A 22259-nucleotide genomic window follows, 5' to 3' on the forward strand; every position below is an offset into this window, starting at 1 on the left:
AGCCTCACCGAGGAGACAACATGCCAGTGAAGCAACCGGGGCCCGACGACCTGTCGGCCATCGAGAAGGCCAGCCGCGACGAGATTGCCGCGCTGCAATTGGCGCGCATGAAGTCGACGTTGCAGCGGGCGTACGACAACGTGCCGCACTACCGCAAGACCTTCGATGCCAAGGGTGTGAAGCCGGGCGACCTGAAGCAGCTCGGCGACCTCTCGAAGTTTCCGTTCCTGGTCAAGTCCGACCTGCGCGACAACTACCCGTTCGGCCTCTTCGCCGTGCCGCGCGAACAGCTCGCGCGCGTGCATGCATCGTCCGGCACGACCGGCAAGCCGACTGTGGTCGGCTACACGAAAAACGACATCGACACATGGGCCGAGCTCGTCGCGCGATCGATTCGCGCCGCAGGCGGCCGACCGGGCGACATGATCCACATCGCCTATGGCTATGGCCTGTTCACCGGCGGACTGGGCGCCCACTACGGTGCCGAACGCGCGGGCTGCACTGTCATCCCGATGTCGGGCGGGCAGACCGAGAAGCAGGTGCAGTTGATCCAGGACTTCAAGCCGTCCATCATCATGGTCACGCCCAGCTACATGCAGGTGATCATCGAGGAGTTCACGCGCCAGGGCCTCGATGCGCGCGCGAGCTCGCTGAAGGTGGGCATCTTCGGCGCGGAGCCGTGGACCGAAGCGATGCGCCACGACATCGAGCACAAGGCCGGCATCGATGCGGTCGACATCTACGGCCTCTCGGAAGTGATGGGCCCCGGCGTGGCCAGCGAATGCATCGAGAGCAAGGACGGCCCGGTGATCTGGGAAGACCATTTCTATCCCGAGATCATCGACCCCGACACCGGTGAACTGGTGCCCGACGGCGAGGAGGGCGAACTCGTCTTCACCTCGCTGACCAAGGAAGCATTCCCCGTCATCCGCTATCGCACGCGCGATCTCACGCGGCTGCTGCCGCCGACCTCGCGCTCGTTCCGCCGCATGGGCAAGATCGTCGGTCGCAGCGACGACATGATGATCATCCGTGGCGTCAACGTCTTTCCGACACAGGTCGAGGAGATCGTGCTCGCGCATGAGAAGCTCACCGGCGTCTACCAGATGCACATCAGCCGCGAGGGGCTGCTCGACCAGGTCGAGGTGCATTGCGAACTGCAGCCCGGCAGCCACGTCAGTGAAAGCGACCGCAACGCGGTGGCGACGTGGGTGCAGCATCGCATCAAGACGCTGGTCGGCATCTCGACCGAAGTCCGGGTGTTCGACCCGAACACCATCGAACGCACGCAGACCGGCAAGGCCCGCCGCGTGGTCGACAAACGCCCGCGCTGAGCGCTGCGCATTCATCCTCCGAGCGACGAACAAACCATTCCATGCTGAAGAAACTTTCTCTCCTTTGCACAGCCCTTGCGCTGGCCGGCTGCGCCGCTACGACGGCTACCTCGACCGGAACGGCCACGATCAAGCGAGACACCTACGGCGTTCCGCATGTCTACGCGAACGATGTGCGTGGCCTGTTCCACGGCTACGGCTATGTCGTGGCCGAAGACCGCCTCTTCCAGATGGAAATGGCGCGCCGCGCCGTGCTCGGGACCGTCTCGGAAGTCATGGGTCCGAACTATGTGGCGCTCGACAAGGGGAGCCGGTCGGCCTTCACGCCCGATTCCATCAAGGCGCAGATGGCCAGGTTGCCGCCCGATGAAAAGGCCATCTTCGACGGTTATGCAGCAGGCTTCAATGCACGCGTGAAAGAGGTGCTGGCTGCCAAGGGCACCCTGATGCCGAAGCAGTTCATCGACGCCGCCTTCGAGCCGAAGGCCGACTGGACCGGCTACGACGTTGCGATGATCTGGGTCGGCACCATGGCCAACCGCTACTCGAATGCGAGCAGCGAAATCGCCAACCTCCGTCTGCTGAATCAACTCCAGAAGGCGAAGGGCGATGCGCTCGGCCGCGAACTCTTCGACCAGATCCGCTGGATCGAGGATCCGCTTGCGCCGACCACGGTCCCGCGCAGCGGCGGGCAGAGGCAGGCCGCCGCGCTGCCGGCGAATGGTTCAGCGAAGGGTGACGATCCGTTGGCCCGCCTGGTGCCGGTCTCGCCAGAACTGCTGGCCTCCCGCAGCGACGTCGATGCGGCGTCGCGCGGTGTCGCGGAGCCGTGGCAGCGACCCATCGCAAGCAACCTCTGGATCACCGGGCCGAAAAAGACCAGCGACGGCAGCACGGTGCTCATCAACGGGCCGCAATTCAACTGGTTCAATCCGTCGTATGTGTTCGCCGTCGGGCTGCACGGCGCTGGCTACGACGTGACGGGCAACACGCCCTTCGCGCATCCGGTAATCCTGTTCGGCACCAACGGAAAGATCGCCTGGGGTGCGACTGCGGGCCCGCTGGATGTCAACGACATGTACCAGGAGAAGCTCAACGCGTCGAACCGCTACGAGTACCTCTTCAACGGTGCCATGCGGCCGATGGGCAAGCGCACGGAGATCATCAAGGTCAAGGGCCAGGCCGATCAGAGCCTGGATGTCTACTCGACAGTGCATGGCATCGTCACGGACTTCGATCTTCCGAACAACACCGCCTTCTCGATGAAGCGGAGCTGGGACGGCCATGAGCTCGAATCGCTGCTCGGCTGGATCCATTCCATGCAGGCAAAGAACTGGGACCAGTGGCTGGCGCAGGCTTCGCGAGTCGCGATCACCATCAACTGGTACTACGCGGACGCCGACGGAAACATCGGTTACGTCTCGCCCGGTCGACTGCCGATCCGCCCCGCCTCGCAGGACGTTCGCCTGCCGGCGATCGGCGACGGCTCGATGGAGTGGCAGGGCATTCGTCCCTTCAAGGAAGACCCGCAGGTGTTCAATCCCGCGCAGGGCTACATCGCCAACTGGAACAACCAGTCCGCGCCAGGCGCGGTCAGCGATGGCGGCAACTACGCGGCGGCAGACCGGGTCAATGAATTCATCACGCGCCTCGAAGCCAAGCCGCGCCTGACGCGCGATGAGCTTTGGGCCATCAACCGCAGCACGGCCTACGCGGACACCAACGCGCGCTATTTCGTCCCGTTCATCGTGGAGGCCACGCGCGGTTTGCCAGCCACGGATCCGGCGCATCGCGCTGCGCAGATCCTTGCCGCGTGGAACATGGAGAACGACGACCCGACCGAGCAAGGTGCCTACCAGAGCCCGGCCACGACGATCATGATGGCGTGGCTGCCGATCATCTACAAGCAATTGCTGGCCGACGATCTGCCGCCCGAAGTGTTCGCGGCCTATTCGAACGGAGGCTACGCGGGCGCGACGCAAGTCGCCAGCATCCGGCCGGGTAATGGCTCCAAGCTGCTCTACAACGCATTGCTCGGCCCCAAGGCCGGGGTGCCGCAGCGCTACGACTTCTTCAATGGCGCCGACAAGAACGCGATGATCCGCAGCACTCTCGCACAGGCCGTGTCCGAGTTGACGGCGCAGTACGGCAGCGATACGGCCCGGTGGCGCACGCCGGTCACCAGGCACGTGTTCCTCACCAGCAACTTCATCGGAGCGCCGCAGGCCAACGCCGACGAATTGCTGACGCTGCCGAGCTACATGAACCGCGGTTCGCAGAACGACAAGGTGGTGTTCTCGGCCGGCAGCGTTTCCATGTGCACGGCGGCACCGCCCGGACAGAGCGGCTTCGTTGCGCCAGACGGCCGCAAGGCGGCGCACTATAGCGACCAGATGGCGCTCTTCAAGGACTTCGGCTGCAAGAGCGAGTCGCTGACGCCGGCCGAGGTGGACCGGAATCTCGAATCGACCAAGCAGTTGGCGTATTGACCCTTCAACAGGAGATCACGATGTACACGCAAGCCATGGACACGATGGGCAAGGAGCCCGGCGACGGCAAGAAGGCGGTTCGCTCCGCCGAGGAAATGCAGTTCGAGGAACGCTTCGACGCGCACATCGACGCCGGCGATTTCATCGAGGCGAAGGACTGGATGCCCGACCACTACCGCAAGACGCTGGTGCGGCAGATCAGCCAGCATGCGCATTCGGAAATCGTCGGCATGCTGCCGGAGGGCAACTGGATCAGCCGCGCGCCCACGTTGAAGCGCAAGGCCATCCTGCTGGCCAAGGTGCAGGACGAGGGCGGCCACGGCCTCTATCTCTACGCGGCGGCCGAAACGCTCGGCACCTCGCGCGACCAGATGTTCGATGCGCTGCACAGCGGCAAGGCCAAGTACAGCTCGATCTTCAACTACCCGACGCTGACCTGGGCCGACATCGGCACCATCGGCTGGCTGGTCGACGGCGCGGCAATCATGAACCAGGTGCCGATCTGCCGCTGCTCTTATGCGCCGTATGCGCGCGCCATGATCCGCATCTGCCGCGAAGAGAGTTTCCATCAGCGCCAGGGCTACGAAGCCCTGCTCACGATGATGACCAAGGGCACAGCCGCGCAGAAGGCGATGGTGCAGGACGCGGTCAATCGCTGGTGGTGGCCGTCGATCATGATGTTCGGCCCGCCGGACGACCAGTCGCCCAACAGCGCGCAGTCAATGCGTTGGGGCATCAAGCGTTTCAGCAACGACGAACTGCGCCAGAAGTTCATCGACGCGGCGGTGGAGCAGGCGCGCATTCTCGGCGTGACCCTGCCCGACCCGGATCTGAAGTGGAACGAGGAGCGCCAGGCGCACGACCACGGCGCGATCGACTGGAGTGAATTCTGGCGTGTGATCGGCGGCGATGGGCCGTGCAACCGCGAACGGCTGGCGGCGCGCGTCAAGGCCTGGGAAGACGGCGCATGGGTGCGCGAAGCCGCACTCGCACACGCCCGCAAGCAATCAACCTTGAAGGAAGCAGCATGATCGACGCACGGCCGCCCGAAGGCGATCGCACCGCAACGCGTAGCGCGGAGGTTACCCAATGACTACCGAAAACGAATGGCCCCTGTGGGAAGTTTTCGTCCGCAGCAAGGCGGGCCTGGACCACAAGCATTGCGGCAGCCTGCATGCCGCCGACTCGAAGATGGCCATCCAGATGGCGCGCGACGTCTACACGCGCCGGCAGGAAGGCTGCAGCGTCTGGGTGGTGCGCTCCGAGCAGATCGTGGCAAGCGACCCCGGCGACAAGGACATGTACTTCGACCCGGCCGAAGACAAGGTCTACCGCCACCCGACCTTCTACGTGCTGCCCAAGGCCGTGGACCACATGTGAGCGCGTCGCCATGCAATCGTCCATCGAACTCCAACTGACGCCTTCCGCGCAGTACCTGCTGCGCATCGGCGACACCTGCCTGATCCTCGCCCAGCGGCTCGGCGAATGGTGCGGCCATGCGCCCATCCTCGAGGAAGACATCGCCATGTCGAACATCGCGCTCGACCTCATCGGCCAGGCGCGGGCCTTGCTGACGCGGGCCGGTGAAATCGAAGGCCGGCAACACGACGAAGACCAGCTGGCCTTCCTTCGCAACGAGCGCGATTACTTCAACCTGACGATGGTCGAACTGCCGCGCGGCGACTTCGCTTTCAGCGTGCTGCGCAACACCATGGTCTCGACCTGGCTCAAGCTGCTGTGGGAACGGCTCGCGAATTCGACCGATCCCGAGGTCAACGCGATTGCCGGCAAGGCGCTGAAGGAAGCGCGCTATCACCAGCAGCATTCGGGCGATTGGGTGGTGCGCCTGGGCGACGGGACCGACGAGTCGCGCAATCGCATGAAGGCCGCGCTCGAACAACTGGGGCGCTATGTGGCCGAGATGTTCGACACCGATGCCGTCGACGAACAGGCCCATGAAGCCGGCATGGGGCCGCTCTGGTCCGAGCTGAAGGCGCCGTGGCAGGCGGAGATGCAACAGATCCTGGACGAAGCCGGCCTCGCGATGCCCGCCGAATCCGCCTTCCGCAGCGAAGGCAAGCGCGGCATGCACAGCGAGCACATGGGCTTCATCCTGACCGACATGCAGTACCTGCAGCGCAGCTTTCCCGGAGGCGTGTGGTGACGCTGGAACTGGTTGCCGCGGACGTACAGGGCGAGCGCCTGCGCGCGGCCTGGGACGTGCTCGCATCGGTGCTCGACCCCGAGGTGCCCGCCGTTTCGGTGCGTGACCTCGGCATCGTGCGCGACGTGATCGAGCACGACGACGGGCTCGAGATCGTGCTGACGCCGACCTACTCCGGCTGCCCCGCGACCGAGGTGATCGAGCACGACGTGTTGGCCGCCGTCGATGCCGCGGGCCTCGGCCCGGCCCGCGTCAGCCTGCGCCGCGCACCGGCCTGGACCACCGACTGGATCAGCGCCGAAGGCCGCCGCAAGCTCGCCGAATACGGCATTGCGCCACCCGGCCCGGCGACTTCGCAGGAAGCGGCACCCGTCCGGTTCTTCGGCCGTCGCAGCGAGGCGGAAAAACTCGCCTGCCCACGCTGCGGCAGTTTCCACACCGAGCGGCTCGCGGCCTTCGGTTCCACCGCATGCAAGGCGATCTACCGTTGCCTGACCTGCAAAGAGCCCTTCGAGCACTTCAAGCCGATCTGATCGAGAACACCATGAGCGTCATGTTCCATCCACTGCGTGTTCGCGCCATCGAGCCCGATACGCAAGAGGCTGTCATCGTCTCCTTCGACGTGCCGCCCGACCTGCGGGAAGTGTTCGGCTTTACGCAGGGCCAGTACCTCACCTTGCGCACCGACATCGACGGGCAGGACCTACGCCGTTCGTATTCGATCTGCGCCGGTGTCGACGACGGCGAACTGCGCGTCGGCGTGCGCAAGGTGCGCGGCGGCGTGTTCTCCAACTGGATCAACGAACACCTGCAGCCCGGCCACACCGTGCAGGTCATGGCGCCGCAGGGCCGCTTCTTCGTGCCGCTCGATCCGAAGTCGCAACGCCATCACGTCGGCATTGCCGGCGGCAGCGGCATCACGCCCATCCTTTCCATCATGAAGACGGTGCTGGCGCGCGAGCCGAAAAGCCGCTTCACGTTGATCTACGGCAACCGCCTGCTTCAATCGACGATGTTCAAGGAAGAGATCGAAGACCTCAAGAACCGCTACATGACGCGGCTGGTGCTGCAGCACGTGTTCTCCGACGAGCACACCGACGCGCCGATCAACCATGGCGTGATGGACCGCGCGAAGATCGGCGAATTCCTGAAGAGCATCGTGCCGGCGGCCGGCATCGACCACGTGTTCGTGTGCGGACCGTTCCAAATGAACGACGAGGCCGAGGCCGCGCTGCTCGACGCCGGCGTGCCCGAGGAGCGCATCCACATCGAGCGCTTCGGTGTCGCGTTGCCATCCACCGGCCCCGTCGGCGCCGTGGTGCACGAGGCCAAGCCCGGCGATGCCGAGACGGCGCGCATCGTCATCGTGCGCGACGGGTTGCACCGGGAGATCTCGTTCACCAAGAACCAGCCGAGCATTCTCGATGCCGCATCGGCCGCGGGGCTGGAGGTTCCGTATTCCTGCACTTCCGGCGTGTGCGGCACCTGCCGCGCCAAGCTGATCGAGGGCGAGGTGCGCATGGAGCGCAACTTTGCGCTGGACAAGAAGGAAGTGGCCAGCGGCTTCATCCTGACCTGCCAGGCGCACCCGCTGACAGAGCGTGTCGTTCTCTCATTCGACGAACGCTGATGCACCCGAATGCACCGCGCCCGGTGCGCCATGCGGCGTTGCTCCTCCTTGTGGGCATGAGCCCGCGGCGTCGTCGCGCCTTGCCTGGCGCGGCGATCGCGACGCACTCGGGCGCATCGGCCTCCATCTCGAGGCACAAGGCGCACGGGTACATCCCGATGACGACGATGCAATGAAAACCGTCAACTACCGCTGGCACTTCGCCTTCCATTTTTCAAGAAACACCACCTCGGAGAAGACATGAAATCTTTCAAGCCACTGCTGCTGATTGCCCTGCTCGGGGCTGCCGTTGCCGCACAGGCCGACGTCAACGTCGGCGTCACGCTGTCGGCCACCGGGCCGGCGGCATCGCTCGGCATCCCGGAGAAGAACACGATCGCGCTGATGCCCAAGACCATCGGCGGGCAGAAGGTCAACTACATCCTGCTCGACGATGCGTCCGACACGACCGCGGCGGTGGCCAACACGCGCAAGCTCATCGCGGAAAGCAAGGTCGACGTGGTGCTCGGCTCGACCGTCACGCCGGCTTCGCTGGCGATGATCGACGTGATCTCCGAGGCGAAGACGCCGATGATCTCGATGGCCGCCTCGGCGCGCATCGTCGAGCCGATGGACGACAAGCGCAAGTGGGTCTTCAAAACGCCGCAGAACGACATCATGATGTCACTTGCCATTGCCGAGCACATGCAGAAGTCGGGCGTGAAGACGGTCGGCTTCATCGGCTTCTCCGACGCGTACGGCGAAGGCTGGTACCAGGAGTTCGGCAAGGCCGCCGGGCTCAAGGGCCTGACCATCGTCGCCAACGAGCGCTTCAGCCGCAGCGACACGTCCGTCACCGGCCAGGCGCTGAAGATCCTGTCGGCCAAGCCTGATGCGGTGCTGGTCGCCGGCTCTGGCACCCCGGCCGCGCTGCCCCAGAAGACGCTGAAGGAGCGCGGCTATGCCGGCAAGATGTACCAGACGCACGGCGTGGCGAACGGCGACTTCCTGCGCGTGGGCGGCAAGGATGTCGAGGGCACCTTCCTGCCCGCAGGGCCGGTGCTCGTAGCCGACCAGCTGCCCGCCGGGAACCCGGTGAAGAAGAGCGCGCTGGCGTACATCGCGGCCTATGAGGGCGCGAATGGCAAGGGCAGTGTCTCTACCTTCGGCGGCCACGCATGGGACGCCGGCCTGCTGATGGCGGCCGCGGTTCCGGTCGCACTGAAGAAGGCGCAACCCGGTACGCCGGAGTTCCGCGTCGCGTTGCGCGACGCACTGGAGCAGGTCAATGAATTGCCCGGCGCGCACGGCATCTTCACCATGTCGCCGACCGATCACCTCGGGCTCGACCAGCGCGCACGCGTGATGGTCAAGATCGAGAACGGCGCCTGGAAATTCCAGCCCTGAGCTTCGGCTTGCCCCATAGAAAGTAATTCATGGACGCACAGATCGCCCTGCTGCTTGCGCAGGACGGCCTCGTGAATGGTGCGGTGTACGGATTGATGGCGCTGGCCCTGGTGCTGGTCTTTTCCGTCACCCGCGTCATCTTCATTCCGCAAGGCGAATTCGTGGCCTTCGGCGCGCTGTCGATGGCCATGATGCAGGCCGGCCGCGTGCCGGCGACGCTGTGGCTGCTGCTGGTGCTCGCCGCGCTGGCGCTGATCGTCGAGGCATGGCGCTGGAAGCGCGGCCTCACGGTCGAGTGGACGTCTGCGCTGCTGTGGTGCGTGGCATTCCCGCTGGCCGCCTGCGCGCTCGCATTGGCATGGAAGCCCACTGGCGTCGCGGCGCAAGCCGTCACGACGCTGGTGCTGATCATGCCGCTCGGGCCGCTGCTCTATCGCCTCGCATTCCGGCCGATGGTCAATGCCACGGTGCTGACGCTGCTGATCGTCTCTGTCGCGCTGCATGGCGTGCTGGTGGGGCTCGGCTTGCTGTTCTTCGGTGCCGAAGGTTCGCGCACGCCGGCCTTCTCGGACGCACGCTTCGACCTGGCCGGCCTGCAGGTGACAGGGCAATCGATCGTCGTCATCGGCGTGACCTTCGTGCTGGTGGTGCTGATGTTCCAGTTCTTCGGCCGCTCGATGGTCGGCAAGGCCTTGCGTGCGACGGCGATGAACCGTGTCGGCGCCCGGCTGATGGGCATTCCGACGGAGTTGGCGGGCGATGTGAGCTTTGCGCTGGCGGCGCTCATCGGCGCGGTGTCGGGCCTGTTGATCGCGCCACTGACCACGGTCTACTACGACACGGGCTTTCTCATCGGCCTGAAGGGGTTCGTGGCCGCGATCGTTGGTGGGCTGGGCAGCTATCCGGCGGCCTTGCTCGGCGCGCTGCTGGTCGGGCAACTCGAATCGTTTTCTTCCTTCTGGGCCAGCGCCTTCAAGGAGGTCCTGGTGTTCACGCTGATCATTCCGGTGCTGTGGTGGCGCTCGCTGCGCAGCCATCATGTGGAGGATGAGGAATGAACGCCGCACGGCCGCTTGAAGGCGTTCGCACCGTAGCGCGCAGCGCGGAGGTTTTCCAATGAACGCCGCACGGCCGCCCGAAGGCGTTCGCACCGTAGCGCGTAGCGCGGAGGTTTTCCAATGAACACGTCAGTCAAGAATCCGGCGTTGTCCGCAGCGACATCGGGCGGGCTGCTCACGCGCCGCCATCTCACGCTGGCCGCCATCGCGTTGCTCGCGGGGGTCTGGGGCTGGCTGCCCGAATTCACCGTCGTGGTGATGAGCTACATCGGCCTCTATGCGCTCGTCGCCGTGGGCCTTGCGATGCTCACCGGCGTCGGCGGCATGACCTCATTCGGGCAGGCCGCGTTCGTCGGCATGGGCGCCTATGCGACGGCATGGTCCTGCACTTCGCCGTGGGCCGCATCGACCATCGGCGCGGTGGTGGGCACGGGATTGCTGCCCTGGGTCGGCCTGCTGCTCGGCTTGGCGCTGACCTTCGCACTGGCCTGGATGCTCGGTGCCGTCACGGTCAAGCTGCAAGGCCACTACCTGCCGCTGTGCACCATTGCCTGGGGCCTGAGCCTCTACTACCTGTTCGGCAACATGGAGTTCCTCGGCGGCCAGACCGGCATCACCGGGGTGCCGGCGCTGGTGATTGCCGGCTGGTCGCTGGCCTCGCCGCGCGCGCTGGGCATCGTGATCTGGGCCGTGCTGCTGATCGCCTTGTGGCTGTTGCACAACCTGCTCGATTCGCGCGAAGGGCGCGCGGTGCGTGCACTCAAGAACGGCCGGCTCATGGCCGAGTCGATGGGTGTGGACACGGCCCGCTATCGCATCAAGCTGTTCGTGCTCGCGGCCCTGATGGCGGCGATTTCCGGCTGGCTCTATGCGCACATGCAGCGCTTCGTGAACCCGACGCCGTTCAATCTCAACATTGGCATCGAGTACCTGTTCATGGCGGTGGTCGGCGGTGCCGGACACCTGTGGGGCGCGGTGCTCGGCGCGGCGTTGATCACGCTGCTCAAGGAGAAGTTGCAGGACATTCTTCCGGGGCTGCTCGGGTCGAGCGGCAATTTCGAGGTGATCGTGTTCGGCCTGCTGATGCTGCTGGTGTTGCAGCGCTTCGCGGAAGGCTTGTGGCCTGCGTTGGAGCGCCTGGGCCAGCGCTTCCTGCGAGCGGATGCGGCACCCGCGCCGCGCGGCATGGCAGCGCTGGCGCGCCGCGTGTTGCCGGCGCGCGGCACGGTGCTGCTGCAGTCGTCCAGCGTCACCAAGCGCTTCGGCGGGCTGGTCGCCAACAACTCGGTCTCGATGAACGTGAAGGCCGGCGAGATCCACGCATTGATCGGCCCCAACGGTGCGGGAAAGAGCACCTTCTTCAACATGATCTCGGGCGTCGACGATCCGACCGAAGGCGAGGTGCGCCTGATGGACAAACCCATGCGCGAATTGCCCGCGCGCGACTTCGCGTCGCTGGGCCTGGGCCGCACCTTCCAGCACGTGCGCCTGCTGGGGCAGCGAAGCGTGATCGAGAACGTGGCGCTCGGCGCGCACCTTCGCGCCAAACGCGGCTGGGTTGCTTCGATGCTGCGGCTCGACCGTGGCGAAGAGGCGGCATTGCTGGCCGAAGCGCGCCACCAGATCGAGCGATGCGGCCTCGGCGCGCATGCCGACACGCCAGCCGCTTCGCTCGCGCTGGGCCAGCAGCGCGTGGTCGAGATTGCACGTGCGCTGGCAAGCCAGCCGGCCGTGCTGCTGCTCGACGAGCCTGCGGCGGGACTGCGCCACCTGGAAAAACGCGCACTGGCCGAACTGCTTTCGCAGCTGCGCGCCGAAGGCCTCGGCATCCTGGTGGTCGAGCACGACATGGAGTTCGTCATGAACCTGGCCGACCGCATCACGGTGCTGGAGTTCGGCACGGTGATCGCCGAAGGCAAGCCGGCCGAAGTGCAAGCCAACCCGCGCGTGCTCGATGCCTACCTGGGCGGCGCGGAGGAGGTGACGCCATGACTGCACTGTTGAAGCTGGAAAATTTCTGCGTCTCCTACCGCACGGTCGAAGCGCTGCACAGCATCGAACTCGAAGTCGACGAGGGCGAGATCGTCACCGTGATCGGCCCCAATGGCGCCGGCAAGACCACGCTGCTGTGCGCGGCGATGGGCCTGCTGGCGTCGAGCGGTTCGCTCACGCTGGCCGGCGAGCGCATTGCGCGCCCGACCGTCGAAGCGATGGTTGCACGCGGCGTTGCACTGGTACCGGAAAAGCGCGAGCTGTTCGGCGAGATGTCGGTCGAGGACAACCTGCTGCTCGGCGGCTTCTACCGCTGGCGCAAGGGGCAGCGCAACCAGAAGGCGCGCATGGAGGAGGTCTTCCAGATCTTCCCGCGAATGCGCGAGCGGCGCGAGCAGATGGCTTCGACGCTCTCCGGCGGCGAGCGCCAGATGCTGGCCATCGGCCGCGCGCTCATGGCGCGCCCGCGCCTGCTGATGCTCGACGAGCCATCGCTCGGCCTCGCGCCGCTGATCGTGCGCGAAGTGCTGCAGGTGGTCTCCTCGCTGCGCAGCCACGGCGTCTCGGTGCTGCTGGTCGAGCAGAACGCACGCGCCGCCCTGCAAGTGGCCGACCGCGGCTATGTGCTGGAGACCGGCGCGGTCGCGCTCTCCGGCGCGGCGCGCGAGCTGCTGCACGACCGCCGGATCATCGACACCTACCTTGGCATCGGCAACGCGCAGCGCAGCGACGCGACGCCGGCCGAAGCCTGAACCCCCCAACACGCAACGAGGGATTTGCACGTGACCACCGTTCTCCAGAGTTACATCGCCGGCCGCTGGGTCGGCCGCGAAGCCGCGCAGACATTGAACAGCGCCATCAACGGCCAGCCGGTTGCGAGCACGCATGCCGAAGCGCTCGACTTCGGCGAGGCCGTTTCGCATGCACGCAAGGTCGGCTTGCCTGCATTGCTCGCCATGGACTTCCAGCAGCGCGCCGAACGCCTCAAGGCGCTGGGCAAGTACCTCGCGCAGAACAAGGAAAAGCTCTACGCCATCTCGGCCCACACCGGCGCCACGCGTGCCGACGGCTGGATCGACATCGAGGGCGGCGCCGGCACACTGATGGCCTATGCCAGCATGGGCAGCAACGAACTTCCCTCCGGCAACCTGGTGCATGAAGGCCCCGCGATGGCGCTGGGCAGGAAGGGCGGCTTCGCCGGCACGCACATCCTGGTGCCGCGCCGAGGCGTGGCCGTGCACATCAATGCCTTCAACTTCCCGGTGTGGGGCCTGCTCGAGAAGTTCGCGCCCAGCTTCCTGGCCGGCATGCCGTGCATCGGCAAGCCCGCCACCGCCACCAGCTACCTGACCGAAGCGCTGGTGCGCCTCATCAACGAATCGGGCCTGCTGCCCGAAGGCGCCCTGCAACTCGTCATCGGTGGCACCGGCGACCTGCTCGACCGCCTGGACGGCTCCGACTTCGTCACCTTCACCGGCTCGGCCGACACCGCGGCCAAGCTGCGCGTGCATCCGAACCTGGTGCGCCAATCGATCCCTTTCAATGCCGAGGCCGACTCGTTGAACTGCGCGATCCTCGCGCCCGACGTGACGCCCGACGACGAGGAGTTCGACCTGTTCGTGAAGGAGGTCGCGCGCGAGATGACGACCAAGGCCGGGCAGAAGTGCACCGCCATCCGGCGCGCCATCGTGCCGCGCTCTCACGTCGATGCGGTCGCGACGAAGCTGCGGGAGCGGCTGGCCAGGACCGTCATCGGCGACCCGTCGCGCGAGGACGTGCGCATGGGCGCGCTGGCCTCGCGTGCGCAGTTCGAGGATGTGTCCGAACGCGTCGCGACCTTGATGCAGGGCGCAGAACTCCTCTATGGCGAGCGCGACGGTTTCGCCCCGGTGGGCGATGGCGTGGCCAACGGCGCGTTCTTCTCGCCGACGCTGCTGCTGAGTCGCAAGCCGCTCGAGCACGACGCAGTGCATGACGTCGAAGCCTTCGGCCCGGTCAGCACCTTGATGGCCTATGACGGCCTCGACGAAGCGATCGCACTGGCGGCACGCGGACGCGGCAGCCTGGTCGGCACGCTGGTCACGCGGGACCCGAAGACGGCCGCGCGCGTCATCCCCGCGGTGGCGGCATTGCATGGCCGCTTCCTGGTGCTCGACCGCGAGGCCGCTGTCGAATCCACCGGCCACGGTTCGCCGCTGCCGCAACTCAAGCACGGCGGGCCGGGCCGGGCCGGCGGTGGCGAGGAACTCGGCGGCATCCGCGCCGTGAAGCACTACCTGCAACGCACGGCGGTGCAGGGCTCGCCCACGATGATCGCGGCGATCACCGGCGAGTACATGCGCGGTGCCACGCTGAACGAGAGCGAGCTGCACCCCTTCCGCAAGCATTTCGAGGACCTGCAGATCGGCGACTCGCTGCTCACCCATCGCCGCACGGTGGGCGAGGCGGACATCGTCGCCTTCGGCGGCATCTCCGGCGACTACTTCTACATGCACTTCGACGAGGTGGCCGCGAAGGAATCGCCCTTCGGCAAGCGCATCGCGCACGGCTATTTCGTGCTGTCGGCCGCGGCGGGGCTGTTCGTGTCGCCCGCGCCGGGACCGGTGCTGGCCAACTACGGGCTGGACACGCTGCGCTTCGTCAAGCCTGTCGGCATCGGCGACACGATCCGTGCGCGCCTGACCGCCAAGCGCAAGATCGACCGCAACAAGAAGGATGCCAAGGGCGTGGGCCAGGGCGTGGTCGCGTGGGATGTGGAAGTCACCAACCAGCTCGACGAAGTGGTGGCGAGCTACGACATCCTCACGCTCGTTTCCAAGCGCAGCTGATCAACATCACAGCAGCTGCTCGCTCACGAACAACGACGTGAACGACATGCCCAGTTGCCGGCGCCAGTTGCGGCTGGGCTCGGCGCTGAACACCACGGGTTGCGTGCCCGTCGGTGCGACCCATTGCAGCCGCTGCCGCGCGCCGGCTCGCTGCAGTTGATAGCTGCGGGGCATCTGCTCGCGCTGCAGCAGCATCGCCACCTGCCCCGCGAGCTCGGGGCTGTCGATGACCAGGCCCATCTCGGTGTTGCTGTGCGCCGAGCGCCGGTCCATGTTCATCGAGCCGATGGACAGCCAGCGGTGGTCGACCACGGCCAGCTTGGCATGCAGCCGGCCGAGCGAGCCGTGCGATGAAGACGCGGCTTGCATGGCGTCGACGCCGGGCATCATTTCGTAGAGTGCCACGCCCATGTCCAGCAGCGCGTCGCGGTAGCGCGAATAGCCGAAGTGCACCAGCGGCTCGTCGGTGGTGGCGAGCGAGTTGGTCATGACCGCCACGCGCACCTGCTTGCCGGTGGAGGCCTGCAGGATGTCGAGCATGCGCGTGTCCGGCACGAAGTAGGGCGAGGTCACCAGCACGTCGGAGCGTGCCGATTGCAGCAGTTCCAGGTTGCCGGCCATGACCGCGCCGTCGACCAGCGTGTCGGCCTGCGTCGCCTTCACCGGCGCATCGGCCATTACGCGCACCGATGCCAGGTGCAGGTCGATCCGGCCGCTGGCCAGTTGGGCGCCGACGGTGCTTTGCCCGAGCGGGTCGCGCTCGGCCATCGGAGGTTGCATCGTGTCCGGCCCAACTTGCGCCCACGCATCGAACTGTGCGCGTGCGACTTGCGGCGGGCGCTCCTTCACCACCAGGCTCTGGATCGGAAAGGCATGCTCGCTGTTCCAGTAGGCGTCGAACACTGCCGACTGCTCCCGCTCCACCTTCCCGGCGGAAAGGATGTCCATGTCGATGAAGTTGGCGGGCTGGCTGCGGCCGAAATAGGCGTCGCCGATGTTGCGCCCGCCGCTGATCGCGAAGGCGTTGTCCACGACGAAGAGCTTGTTGTGCATGCGCCGGTTGACACGCGCGAATTCATTGAGCGACAGCAACACGCGCGACGGTACGCCGCGGCCGCGTACCGCCAGCGGGTTGAACATGCGCACCTCGACGTTGGGGCCGGCCGCCAGGCCGGCCAGCAAGTCGTCTTCGCCGGCCGCATGCAGGTCGTCGATCAGCAGGCGTACACGAACGCCTCGGTCAGCCGCCCGGGCCAGCGCATGCAGGAACTCGCGGCCCGATGCGTCATTGGCGATCTGGTAATACTGCGCGTCGATGGTGCGGCTGGCCGCGTTGGCCAGCGCCATGCGCGCCTCCAACGCCTGGCCACCGTCGGGCAGCAGCCGAAGACCGGAGACGCTGTCGTCCGCCGGCAACGATGCCGCCGCCACCGTCGTCAGGCGGGTTGCGCCGTGCATATCGCCCAGGGTGTGAGAGGGCAGGCGCTCCACGTCGTCCGGCAGACTCGCGCAGCCGGTCACCAGCACGGACAGCACGATGCCGAGGCAAAGGGCGATCAGGCGGACCAGGTGCTTCGATAGCGCGGACATCCAGGGGCTCCAACGTGAGGCAGGTTTATGGGAGGATCGCGTTAATCTAGCTACGCGCCCGCGGGCGCACGAGTGCGCAATTCGCATCACCCATGTGACGTTGATCACACCCGCCCGAGATCAGATAATTGCTGCACAGCAACAAACGTTGCCCGCCATGCCAGAAACAACGGAGAGCCCGATGAGTTCCGCCGACGAGGGAGCGAGCGACCAGCTGCCGCCGGGCTTGCTTGATGCACTCGCGCTTCGCGGCGTCACGCGCGCGTTTCCGGCGCATACCATCCTCATCAACGAAGGCGACACCACCGACTCGCTCTACATCATGCTGAGCGGGCGCGTGAAGGTCTATGCCAGCTCGGAGGAGGGCCGGGACGTGGTGTTGACCGAATATGGACCGGGTGAGTATTTCGGCGAACTCTCGCTCGACGGCGCCAAGCGTTCGGCCTCGATCAAGGCCATGGAGCCCGTCACTTGCCGCGTGGTCCAGGGCTCGGAGATGCGCCAGTTGCTGATCGACTCGCCCGACTTCGCGATTCACCTGACCCGCAAGCTGATCCGGATGGTGCGGCGCCTGACCGAGCAGGTTCGCAGCATCGCCACCGAAGACGTCTACGGCCGCATGGTGCGTGTGCTGCACGAGCTGTCCGAGCCGATCGGGCATGAGCGCGTGCTGCGCCAGAAACTCACGCAGCAGGACATCGCCGACCGCGTTGGCGCGTCGCGCGAGATGGTGAACCGGGTGATGAAGGAACTCACGGCCGGCGGCTACGTGACGCAGCGCAACGGTCGGCTGGTGATCTTGCGCAAGCTGCCGTCGGCCTGGTAGCGACGGCTGGAAGGCGCCGCCCGCGCGGCACCGGTGACGGCCAGCCGTGGCTCACCCGTGGCTCGCCGGTGACCCCCCATAGTGGCGCGCCTGGCGGAAACGGCGCAGCATCGGGGCACGAACGCACGATGACCCAGACCTGTACCGGCTGCGGCGCTCAAGCGCCGCCTGACGCTTCCTTCTGCCCGCGCTGCGGCCGTCGGCTGGCCAGCCTTTGCCCGTCGTGCGGGTGCGTGTGCGACCCGGACTTCGCGTTTTGTCCGCGCTGCGGCACGCCGCGCGCTGCCGCCGCCGGGCCACCGGTCGTCGCGGCCCCGCCACCGCCGCCCGCCCGCACGCCCCCGCCGCCGTCGCCCCCACCCCCACCCCCACCCCCGCCCCCGCCCGCCACGCAGACGCCCGCCACGCAGACGCCCGACGCGACTGGCCACGAGGCCGACCGCCGCCAGGTCACCATCCTCTTCGCCGACCTGACCGGCTTCACCTCGCTGGCCGAGCGGCTCGACCCGGAGACCGTGCGCAGCTTCCAGAACGCATTGTTCGAAACCATGGCGCAGGCCATTGCGCACTACGACGGCTTCGTCGAGAAGTTCGTTGGCGATGCGGTGATGGCCGTGTTCGGCGCGCCGCGCGCGCACGAGGACGATCCGCTGCGCGCCATCGAGGCCGCGCAGGAGATGCTGCAGAGCGTCGCCTGCCTGAGCCAGCGCTGGGCCGCGCGCCTGGGGCGCGGCGTGACGCTGCACATTGGCGTGCACACCGGTGCCGTGGTCGCCGGCAGTCTCGGCAGCGGCGCCGGCGGCACTTACGCGGTGACCGGAGACACCGTCAACACCGCATCGCGGCTGCTCACGGCCGCGGAGCCGGGCACGGTGCTGGTGTCCGACGCCCTCCAGGCCATGGTGCGGCACCGCTTCGACTTCGACGCGCCCACCGAGTTGGCGCTGCGGGGCAAGGCGCAACCAATGCTGGTGCACCGGCTGGTCGGCGTGCGCAAGGATGGGGCCTCCGCACGCGGCCTGGCCGACCTGGGCCTGGCCGCGCCGATGGTCGGGCGCGGCGCCGACATCGAGCGCCTGCTGGCCGCGTTCGACCATATGCAGCAGGGCAAGGCCCAGCTCGTGACGCTCACGGGCGAGGCCGGCGCCGGCAAATCGCGCCTGCTGGCGGAGATGTTCGCGCGGCTGGCGGGCGATGCGCGCTTCACCGCGTCGGGCGTGCGCCGGGCCACCTGCTCGCCGCTGGGAGAGCCGACCTACGGCACCTTCGGTGCGCTGTTTCGCGATGCGTATCGCGTCGAGACCGGTGACTCGCTCGACGTGGCCAAGCGCAAGCTGCAGGAGGGCCTGCTGGCCCTCGGCGCGGACGCAGACGAGGCTGCAGCGGTGGCGCAGGTCATCCACTACCTGCTCGGCATCCAGGAAGGCCGGCCGCATGACATCGAGCCCGAGCAGTTGCAGCGCCAAATCTCGCTGGCCGCCCGCGCGCTGATCGACCGGCGGCTGTCGACGCAGCCGCTCATGATCGTCATCGACGACCTGCAATGGGCCGATGCGGCATCCGTTGACCTGCTCCGGGATGTCATCGACCACTTCGCCGATCGGCCGCTGATGCTGCTGGTCTCGCAGCGCCCCGACGCGCGAACCTTGCGCACCCTGCGCGCCGAGCACTCGGAGATCGAACTCGGCCCGCTCGGCGACGAGGAGGCGCGCGCGCTGGTGAACCACCTGCTCGGCGCATCGGCCGACGACAGCCTGGCGGCAGTGCGCGACCTGGTCGCGGCGCGGGCCGGCGGCAACCCGCTCTTCGTCGAGGAGATCGTCCGCAGCCTCGCCAGCGGTGGCGTGCTGTCGCGCAAGGGCGATCAATGGGTGTGCGAGGCGCCGCACGAAGCGGCCGATGTGCCGTCGACGCTTTATGGCCTGCTGCTGTCGCGCATCGACCGGCTGGCCGCGCAAGACCGGCGGGCGCTGCAGGAGGCCGCGGTGCTCGGTGCCCAGTTCGACAGCGCGCTGCTGCGGCGCATCGCCAGCGAGCCGAATTCGACCGATACGGCGCTGGCCCGGCTCGCGGCCGCCGACCTGATCCGCGCCGACGGGACCGGTGCCGCGCGCTGGCGATTCACCCATGCGCTGCTGCATGACGTGGCCTATCAGAATCTCCTGCTGACGCGGCGCACCGAACTGCATCACCGCGCTGGCCGCGCGCTCGAAGCGGAAGCGGACCAGGGCGCGGCGATAGCGCCCGATGGCGAAGCGCGCGGCCCGCGCCGCCTTGCCGAACTGGAGGCGCTCGGCCATCACTGGAGCCTGTCGCCCGACAAGGCCCGCGGCACACGCTACCTGCTGGCGGCGGGCGACTGGGCGCGTGGTGTCTATGCCAATGACGATGCGCTGCGCCACTACGAACGCGCGCTGTCGACACTGGCGCAAGCCTCGCCGGAAACGCCTGCGGCCGTCGCGGAAATCAAGGCCGCCGAACTCGAGGCGCGCGAGCGGCTCGGTGACCTGTTCGGCTTGCAGGGCCGGCGCGCCGATGCGCTGGCGCACTACGACGCGGTCAAGCTGGCCGTCGAAGGCTGCAACGACCCGGTGCGCACCGCGCGCGTTCTGCGCAAGGTCGGCGGCCTGCATTGGGAAGCCGGCGAACGCGAGCGTGCCAGCGCCTGTTTCAGTGCCGGCCTGGCGTGCCTGGGCGCGGACGGCGATGCCATCGAGCGCGCTCACCTGTTCCAGGAGATGGGGCGACTCGCCTTCCGCGTCGGCGACAACGCCACCGCCCTGACGCTGGCGCAGCGCGCGCTGGCCGAGGTGCCTGCGGACGGGGCAGGGCGCACGCGCGAAGCGATCGTGGTCCGCGCCGAGGCTTGCAACACGCTGGGCGTGACATTGGCGCGGCTCGGGAGACCCGAGGAAGCGGTGGCACAGATCGAACTCAGCGTCGCCCAGGCCGAGGCCCACAACATGCTGCAGGCTGCCTGCCGCGGCTACACCAACCTGGGCGTGCTCTACGCCACCCTGGACCCGCAGCGCAGTATCGACACCTGCCTGCGCGGGCTGGAGACCGCCAGGAAGGTCGGCGACCTCGGCTTCCAGTCGCGCCTGTATGCGAACCTGGCCGTCGCCTATTGCGCGCTCACCAACCGTTGCGAGGAAGAAGGCATCGAGGCCGCACGCGCCGCCGCCAGCCTCGACCGCCGCCTCGGACTGCTCGACCACCTGGCCGTCCCGCTGATCGTGCTGGGCCAGATCTACCAGTGCCACGGCGACCCTGCGCGCGCCTTCACGTCTTACACCGAGGCGTTGCAATTGGCAGAGCGAATCGACGAGCCCCAATTGCTTTTTCCCTGCTACGATGGTTTGGCAACGCTGTACCTTGACGCGGGGCGCCCGGCCCAGGCCGAGACCTATCTCAACAAGGCGCAAGCGGTTTGCGAGCGCGCTGGCCTCGAGCCTGACGCCCTGATGGTGCTTCCGTTCCTTTGCTGAACTTGCCGAAGGAGTCGACATGACTGCTGCAATGACGCAACCCGTGGTGCCGGGCCAACCGGCCCCCGATTTCTCCCTTCCGGCGGTGGCCGGGCCCGAGACTGTTTCGCTGGCCGACTACCGCGGCCGCAGCCCCGTGTTCCTGGCGCTCATGGTCGGCCTGTGGTGTCCGTTCTGTCGACGGCAACTGGCCCAGATCAGCGGCTACGAAAGCAAGCTCAAGGCGCTGGGCGTCGAAAGCCTGGCGGTCGTCGCCACCGACCCGGAAAACGCCCGCATGTACTTCAAGTTCCGGCCGACCAAGCTGCGCCTCGCGTCAGACCCGTTCCTGTCGACGCACCGCGCGTTCGGCGTGCCCAAGCCCGAGCCGAGTCCGGAGATGATGAAGGCGCTGGAGGAGATCAGCGTCAATCCGTTCGGCGACCTGCCCGAGCCGATGCCCATCGTGACGGCAGCCAAGGCGATGGACAAGCTCGATGGCTACGTCCCCTCGCCGAGCGACCAGGGCGACGTCGAACGGCAATGGCCCCAATTGAAGGCGCTGTACATGATCGACCGCGAGGGCATCGTGCGCTGGGCCTGCATCGAGTGCCAGGACGAGGGCCTGGCCGGCGTCGGCAAGCTGGCATCCGAAGACACCATCATCGAGGCGGCGCGCACGATGCTGCACTGACTCATCCCACGCTGCTTGCCGGCGCCAGGGGAGCCGACCGGCTCACGGCCGCGACCTGCGCTTCCAGCCGCTGCCGGTCGGAAATCAATCGTCCCGCCACCAGCGACACGACCTGGAAGCCGAACGCCGGGTTCTGGAAGTAGAGCTGCCTGAACGTGTCCTCGTCGATGCGCAGCACGGTGCATTTCGTGACGCAGCGGGCCGTCAGCGTGCGGCGCTTGTCTGGCGCAAAGAAAGCGATTTCGCCGAACAGGCGGCCGGGCTCCATCTCCTGGCCGATCTCGACGAATTCCATGCGCCCGTCGGCGAGGAAATAAAGGTGTGTGGCGGCATCGCCCTTGCGGAACAACACCTGACCGGCGCGCAGGCGCTGCTTGCGCATGTAGGGGCGCAGCCAGACACCGGAAAGGTCGCTTTGCTCCGTGGCCCGCGTCACCTGCCGCGTCAGTCGCGCCATTTCGGCGAGGCGATAGATGTTGATGGGCAGCAGCGCACCATGCAGCAGCACCATGATGAACGCAGGATGCAGCGCCCCGTAGACCAGAAAGCCGATATTGCCCGCCACTGCGAGGTAGCGCAGCGGGATCATTGTCTTCACGAATGAGCTGACGACCACCAGCAGGCCGGCGATGCCCGCGGCAAAGAGCGCGATGGTGCCCGAGGTCGTCGCCAGCGCCGTGACGAGGCTGTGGGTTGCAAGGGCGTACAGGTCGGGCATGGCCATGCGAGTTCCTCAGGTGAGCACTTCCAATGTGCCACAGGCGGGCGTTTGACCGTCTCGGTGTCGACGCTGATACTGGC

General features: G+C 67.0%; 17 protein-coding genes. 15 read left to right on the top strand and 2 right to left on the bottom strand.

The features are described 5' to 3' along the window. Positions 1-20 precede the first annotated feature (20 nt). The 12 genes from paaK to paaZ all read left to right on the top strand — a co-directional run bounded on the left by paaK (position 21) and on the right by paaZ (position 14881). On the top strand, positions 21-1334 hold the full coding sequence (paaK, locus tag WKW80_RS17480) for a phenylacetate--CoA ligase PaaK (protein ID WP_340364846.1): 1314 nt from the start codon (positions 21-23) through the stop codon (positions 1332-1334). A 41-nt stretch (positions 1335-1375) separates the two neighbouring features. Then, on the top strand, positions 1376-3823 hold the full coding sequence (locus WKW80_RS17485) for a penicillin acylase family protein (RefSeq protein ID WP_340364847.1): 2448 nt from the start codon (positions 1376-1378) through the stop codon (positions 3821-3823). A 20-nt stretch (positions 3824-3843) separates the two neighbouring features. Further along, positions 3844-4854 (top strand): 1,2-phenylacetyl-CoA epoxidase subunit PaaA, encoded by a 1011-nt coding sequence (gene paaA / locus WKW80_RS17490; protein ID WP_340364848.1) that lies wholly within the window; start codon positions 3844-3846, stop codon positions 4852-4854. A 58-nt stretch (positions 4855-4912) separates the two neighbouring features. Then, a complete protein-coding gene (paaB, locus tag WKW80_RS17495; RefSeq protein ID WP_340364849.1) occupies positions 4913-5203 on the top strand; it encodes a 1,2-phenylacetyl-CoA epoxidase subunit PaaB in 291 nt (96 codons plus the stop codon). A gap of 10 nt (positions 5204-5213) precedes the next feature. Continuing rightward, on the top strand, positions 5214-5987 hold the full coding sequence (gene paaC, locus WKW80_RS17500; RefSeq protein WP_340364850.1) for a 1,2-phenylacetyl-CoA epoxidase subunit PaaC: 774 nt from the start codon (positions 5214-5216) through the stop codon (positions 5985-5987). Then, positions 5984-6520, top strand: a complete 537-nt coding sequence (gene paaD, locus WKW80_RS17505; protein ID WP_340364851.1) for a 1,2-phenylacetyl-CoA epoxidase subunit PaaD — start codon at positions 5984-5986, stop codon at positions 6518-6520. The genes paaC and paaD overlap by 4 nt, the downstream gene beginning before the upstream one ends. Before the next feature lie 11 nt (positions 6521-6531). After that, entirely contained in the window at positions 6532-7617 is a 1086-nt protein-coding gene (gene paaE / locus WKW80_RS17510) for a 1,2-phenylacetyl-CoA epoxidase subunit PaaE (protein ID WP_340364852.1), read from the top strand. Between the two features lie 240 nt (positions 7618-7857). Further along, positions 7858-9003, top strand: coding sequence for an ABC transporter substrate-binding protein (locus WKW80_RS17515; RefSeq protein ID WP_340364853.1), 1146 nt, complete (start codon positions 7858-7860; stop codon positions 9001-9003). Between the two features lie 29 nt (positions 9004-9032). After that, positions 9033-10061: a branched-chain amino acid ABC transporter permease gene (locus WKW80_RS17520; protein ID WP_340364854.1), complete on the top strand. Its 1029-nt coding sequence runs from the start codon at positions 9033-9035 to the stop codon at positions 10059-10061. 120 nt (positions 10062-10181) lie between these two features. Next, entirely contained in the window at positions 10182-12053 is a 1872-nt protein-coding gene (locus WKW80_RS17525; RefSeq protein WP_340364855.1) for a branched-chain amino acid ABC transporter ATP-binding protein/permease, read from the top strand. Beyond that, entirely contained in the window at positions 12050-12805 is a 756-nt protein-coding gene (locus tag WKW80_RS17530) for an ABC transporter ATP-binding protein (protein WP_340364856.1), read from the top strand. The genes WKW80_RS17525 and WKW80_RS17530 overlap by 4 nt, the downstream gene beginning before the upstream one ends. 30 nt (positions 12806-12835) lie before the next feature. Further along, on the top strand, positions 12836-14881 hold the full coding sequence (gene paaZ / locus WKW80_RS17535; RefSeq protein WP_340364857.1) for a phenylacetic acid degradation bifunctional protein PaaZ: 2046 nt from the start codon (positions 12836-12838) through the stop codon (positions 14879-14881). A gap of 6 nt (positions 14882-14887) precedes the next feature. Here paaZ and WKW80_RS17540 read toward each other — a convergent pair whose 3' ends face one another. Then, positions 14888-16471: a phospholipase D-like domain-containing protein gene (locus WKW80_RS17540; protein WP_340364858.1), complete on the bottom strand. Its 1584-nt coding sequence runs from the start codon at positions 16469-16471 to the stop codon at positions 14888-14890. Positions 16472-16652: 181 nt separating this feature from the next. Here WKW80_RS17540 and WKW80_RS17545 point away from each other — a divergent pair, with 181 nt between their 5' ends. The 3 genes from WKW80_RS17545 to WKW80_RS17555 all read left to right on the top strand — a co-directional run bounded on the left by WKW80_RS17545 (position 16653) and on the right by WKW80_RS17555 (position 21458). Then, positions 16653-17297 carry a Crp/Fnr family transcriptional regulator gene (locus WKW80_RS17545; RefSeq protein ID WP_340364859.1) on the top strand — a complete coding sequence of 215 codons (645 nt, stop codon included), beginning with the start codon at positions 16653-16655 and terminating at the stop codon, positions 17295-17297. Positions 17298-17425: 128 nt separating this feature from the next. Further along, a complete protein-coding gene (locus tag WKW80_RS17550; protein WP_340364860.1) occupies positions 17426-20785 on the top strand; it encodes an adenylate/guanylate cyclase domain-containing protein in 3360 nt (1119 codons plus the stop codon). A gap of 19 nt (positions 20786-20804) precedes the next feature. Continuing rightward, positions 20805-21458, top strand: coding sequence for a redoxin domain-containing protein (locus WKW80_RS17555; RefSeq protein WP_340364861.1), 654 nt, complete (start codon positions 20805-20807; stop codon positions 21456-21458). A gap of 1 nt (position 21459) precedes the next feature. On the opposite strand, the gene WKW80_RS17560 is transcribed toward WKW80_RS17555, so the two are convergent. Then, positions 21460-22182, bottom strand: coding sequence for a Crp/Fnr family transcriptional regulator (locus tag WKW80_RS17560; RefSeq protein WP_340364862.1), 723 nt, complete (start codon positions 22180-22182; stop codon positions 21460-21462). Positions 22183-22259 lie beyond the last annotated feature (77 nt).

Origin of the sequence: Variovorax humicola, from assembly GCF_037889915.1 — a bacterium.
Lineage (GTDB): Bacteria > Pseudomonadota > Gammaproteobacteria > Burkholderiales > Burkholderiaceae_C > Variovorax > Variovorax humicola.

Coding starts and splice junctions, on each gene's coding strand:
- paaK (WP_340364846.1), top strand. CDS start 21: ATGCCAGTGAAGCAACCGGGGCCCGACGACCTGTCGGCCATCGAGAAG.
- WKW80_RS17485 (WP_340364847.1), top strand. CDS start 1,376: ATGCTGAAGAAACTTTCTCTCCTTTGCACAGCCCTTGCGCTGGCCGGC.
- paaA (WP_340364848.1), top strand. CDS start 3,844: ATGTACACGCAAGCCATGGACACGATGGGCAAGGAGCCCGGCGACGGC.
- paaB (WP_340364849.1), top strand. CDS start 4,913: ATGACTACCGAAAACGAATGGCCCCTGTGGGAAGTTTTCGTCCGCAGC.
- paaC (WP_340364850.1), top strand. CDS start 5,214: ATGCAATCGTCCATCGAACTCCAACTGACGCCTTCCGCGCAGTACCTG.
- paaE (WP_340364852.1), top strand. CDS start 6,532: ATGAGCGTCATGTTCCATCCACTGCGTGTTCGCGCCATCGAGCCCGAT.
- WKW80_RS17515 (WP_340364853.1), top strand. CDS start 7,858: ATGAAATCTTTCAAGCCACTGCTGCTGATTGCCCTGCTCGGGGCTGCC.
- WKW80_RS17520 (WP_340364854.1), top strand. CDS start 9,033: ATGGACGCACAGATCGCCCTGCTGCTTGCGCAGGACGGCCTCGTGAAT.
- WKW80_RS17525 (WP_340364855.1), top strand. CDS start 10,182: ATGAACACGTCAGTCAAGAATCCGGCGTTGTCCGCAGCGACATCGGGC.
- WKW80_RS17530 (WP_340364856.1), top strand. CDS start 12,050: ATGACTGCACTGTTGAAGCTGGAAAATTTCTGCGTCTCCTACCGCACG.
- WKW80_RS17540 (WP_340364858.1), bottom strand. CDS start 16,471: ATGTCCGCGCTATCGAAGCACCTGGTCCGCCTGATCGCCCTTTGCCTC.
- WKW80_RS17545 (WP_340364859.1), top strand. CDS start 16,653: ATGAGTTCCGCCGACGAGGGAGCGAGCGACCAGCTGCCGCCGGGCTTG.
- WKW80_RS17550 (WP_340364860.1), top strand. CDS start 17,426: ATGACCCAGACCTGTACCGGCTGCGGCGCTCAAGCGCCGCCTGACGCT.
- WKW80_RS17555 (WP_340364861.1), top strand. CDS start 20,805: ATGACTGCTGCAATGACGCAACCCGTGGTGCCGGGCCAACCGGCCCCC.
- WKW80_RS17560 (WP_340364862.1), bottom strand. CDS start 22,182: ATGGCCATGCCCGACCTGTACGCCCTTGCAACCCACAGCCTCGTCACG.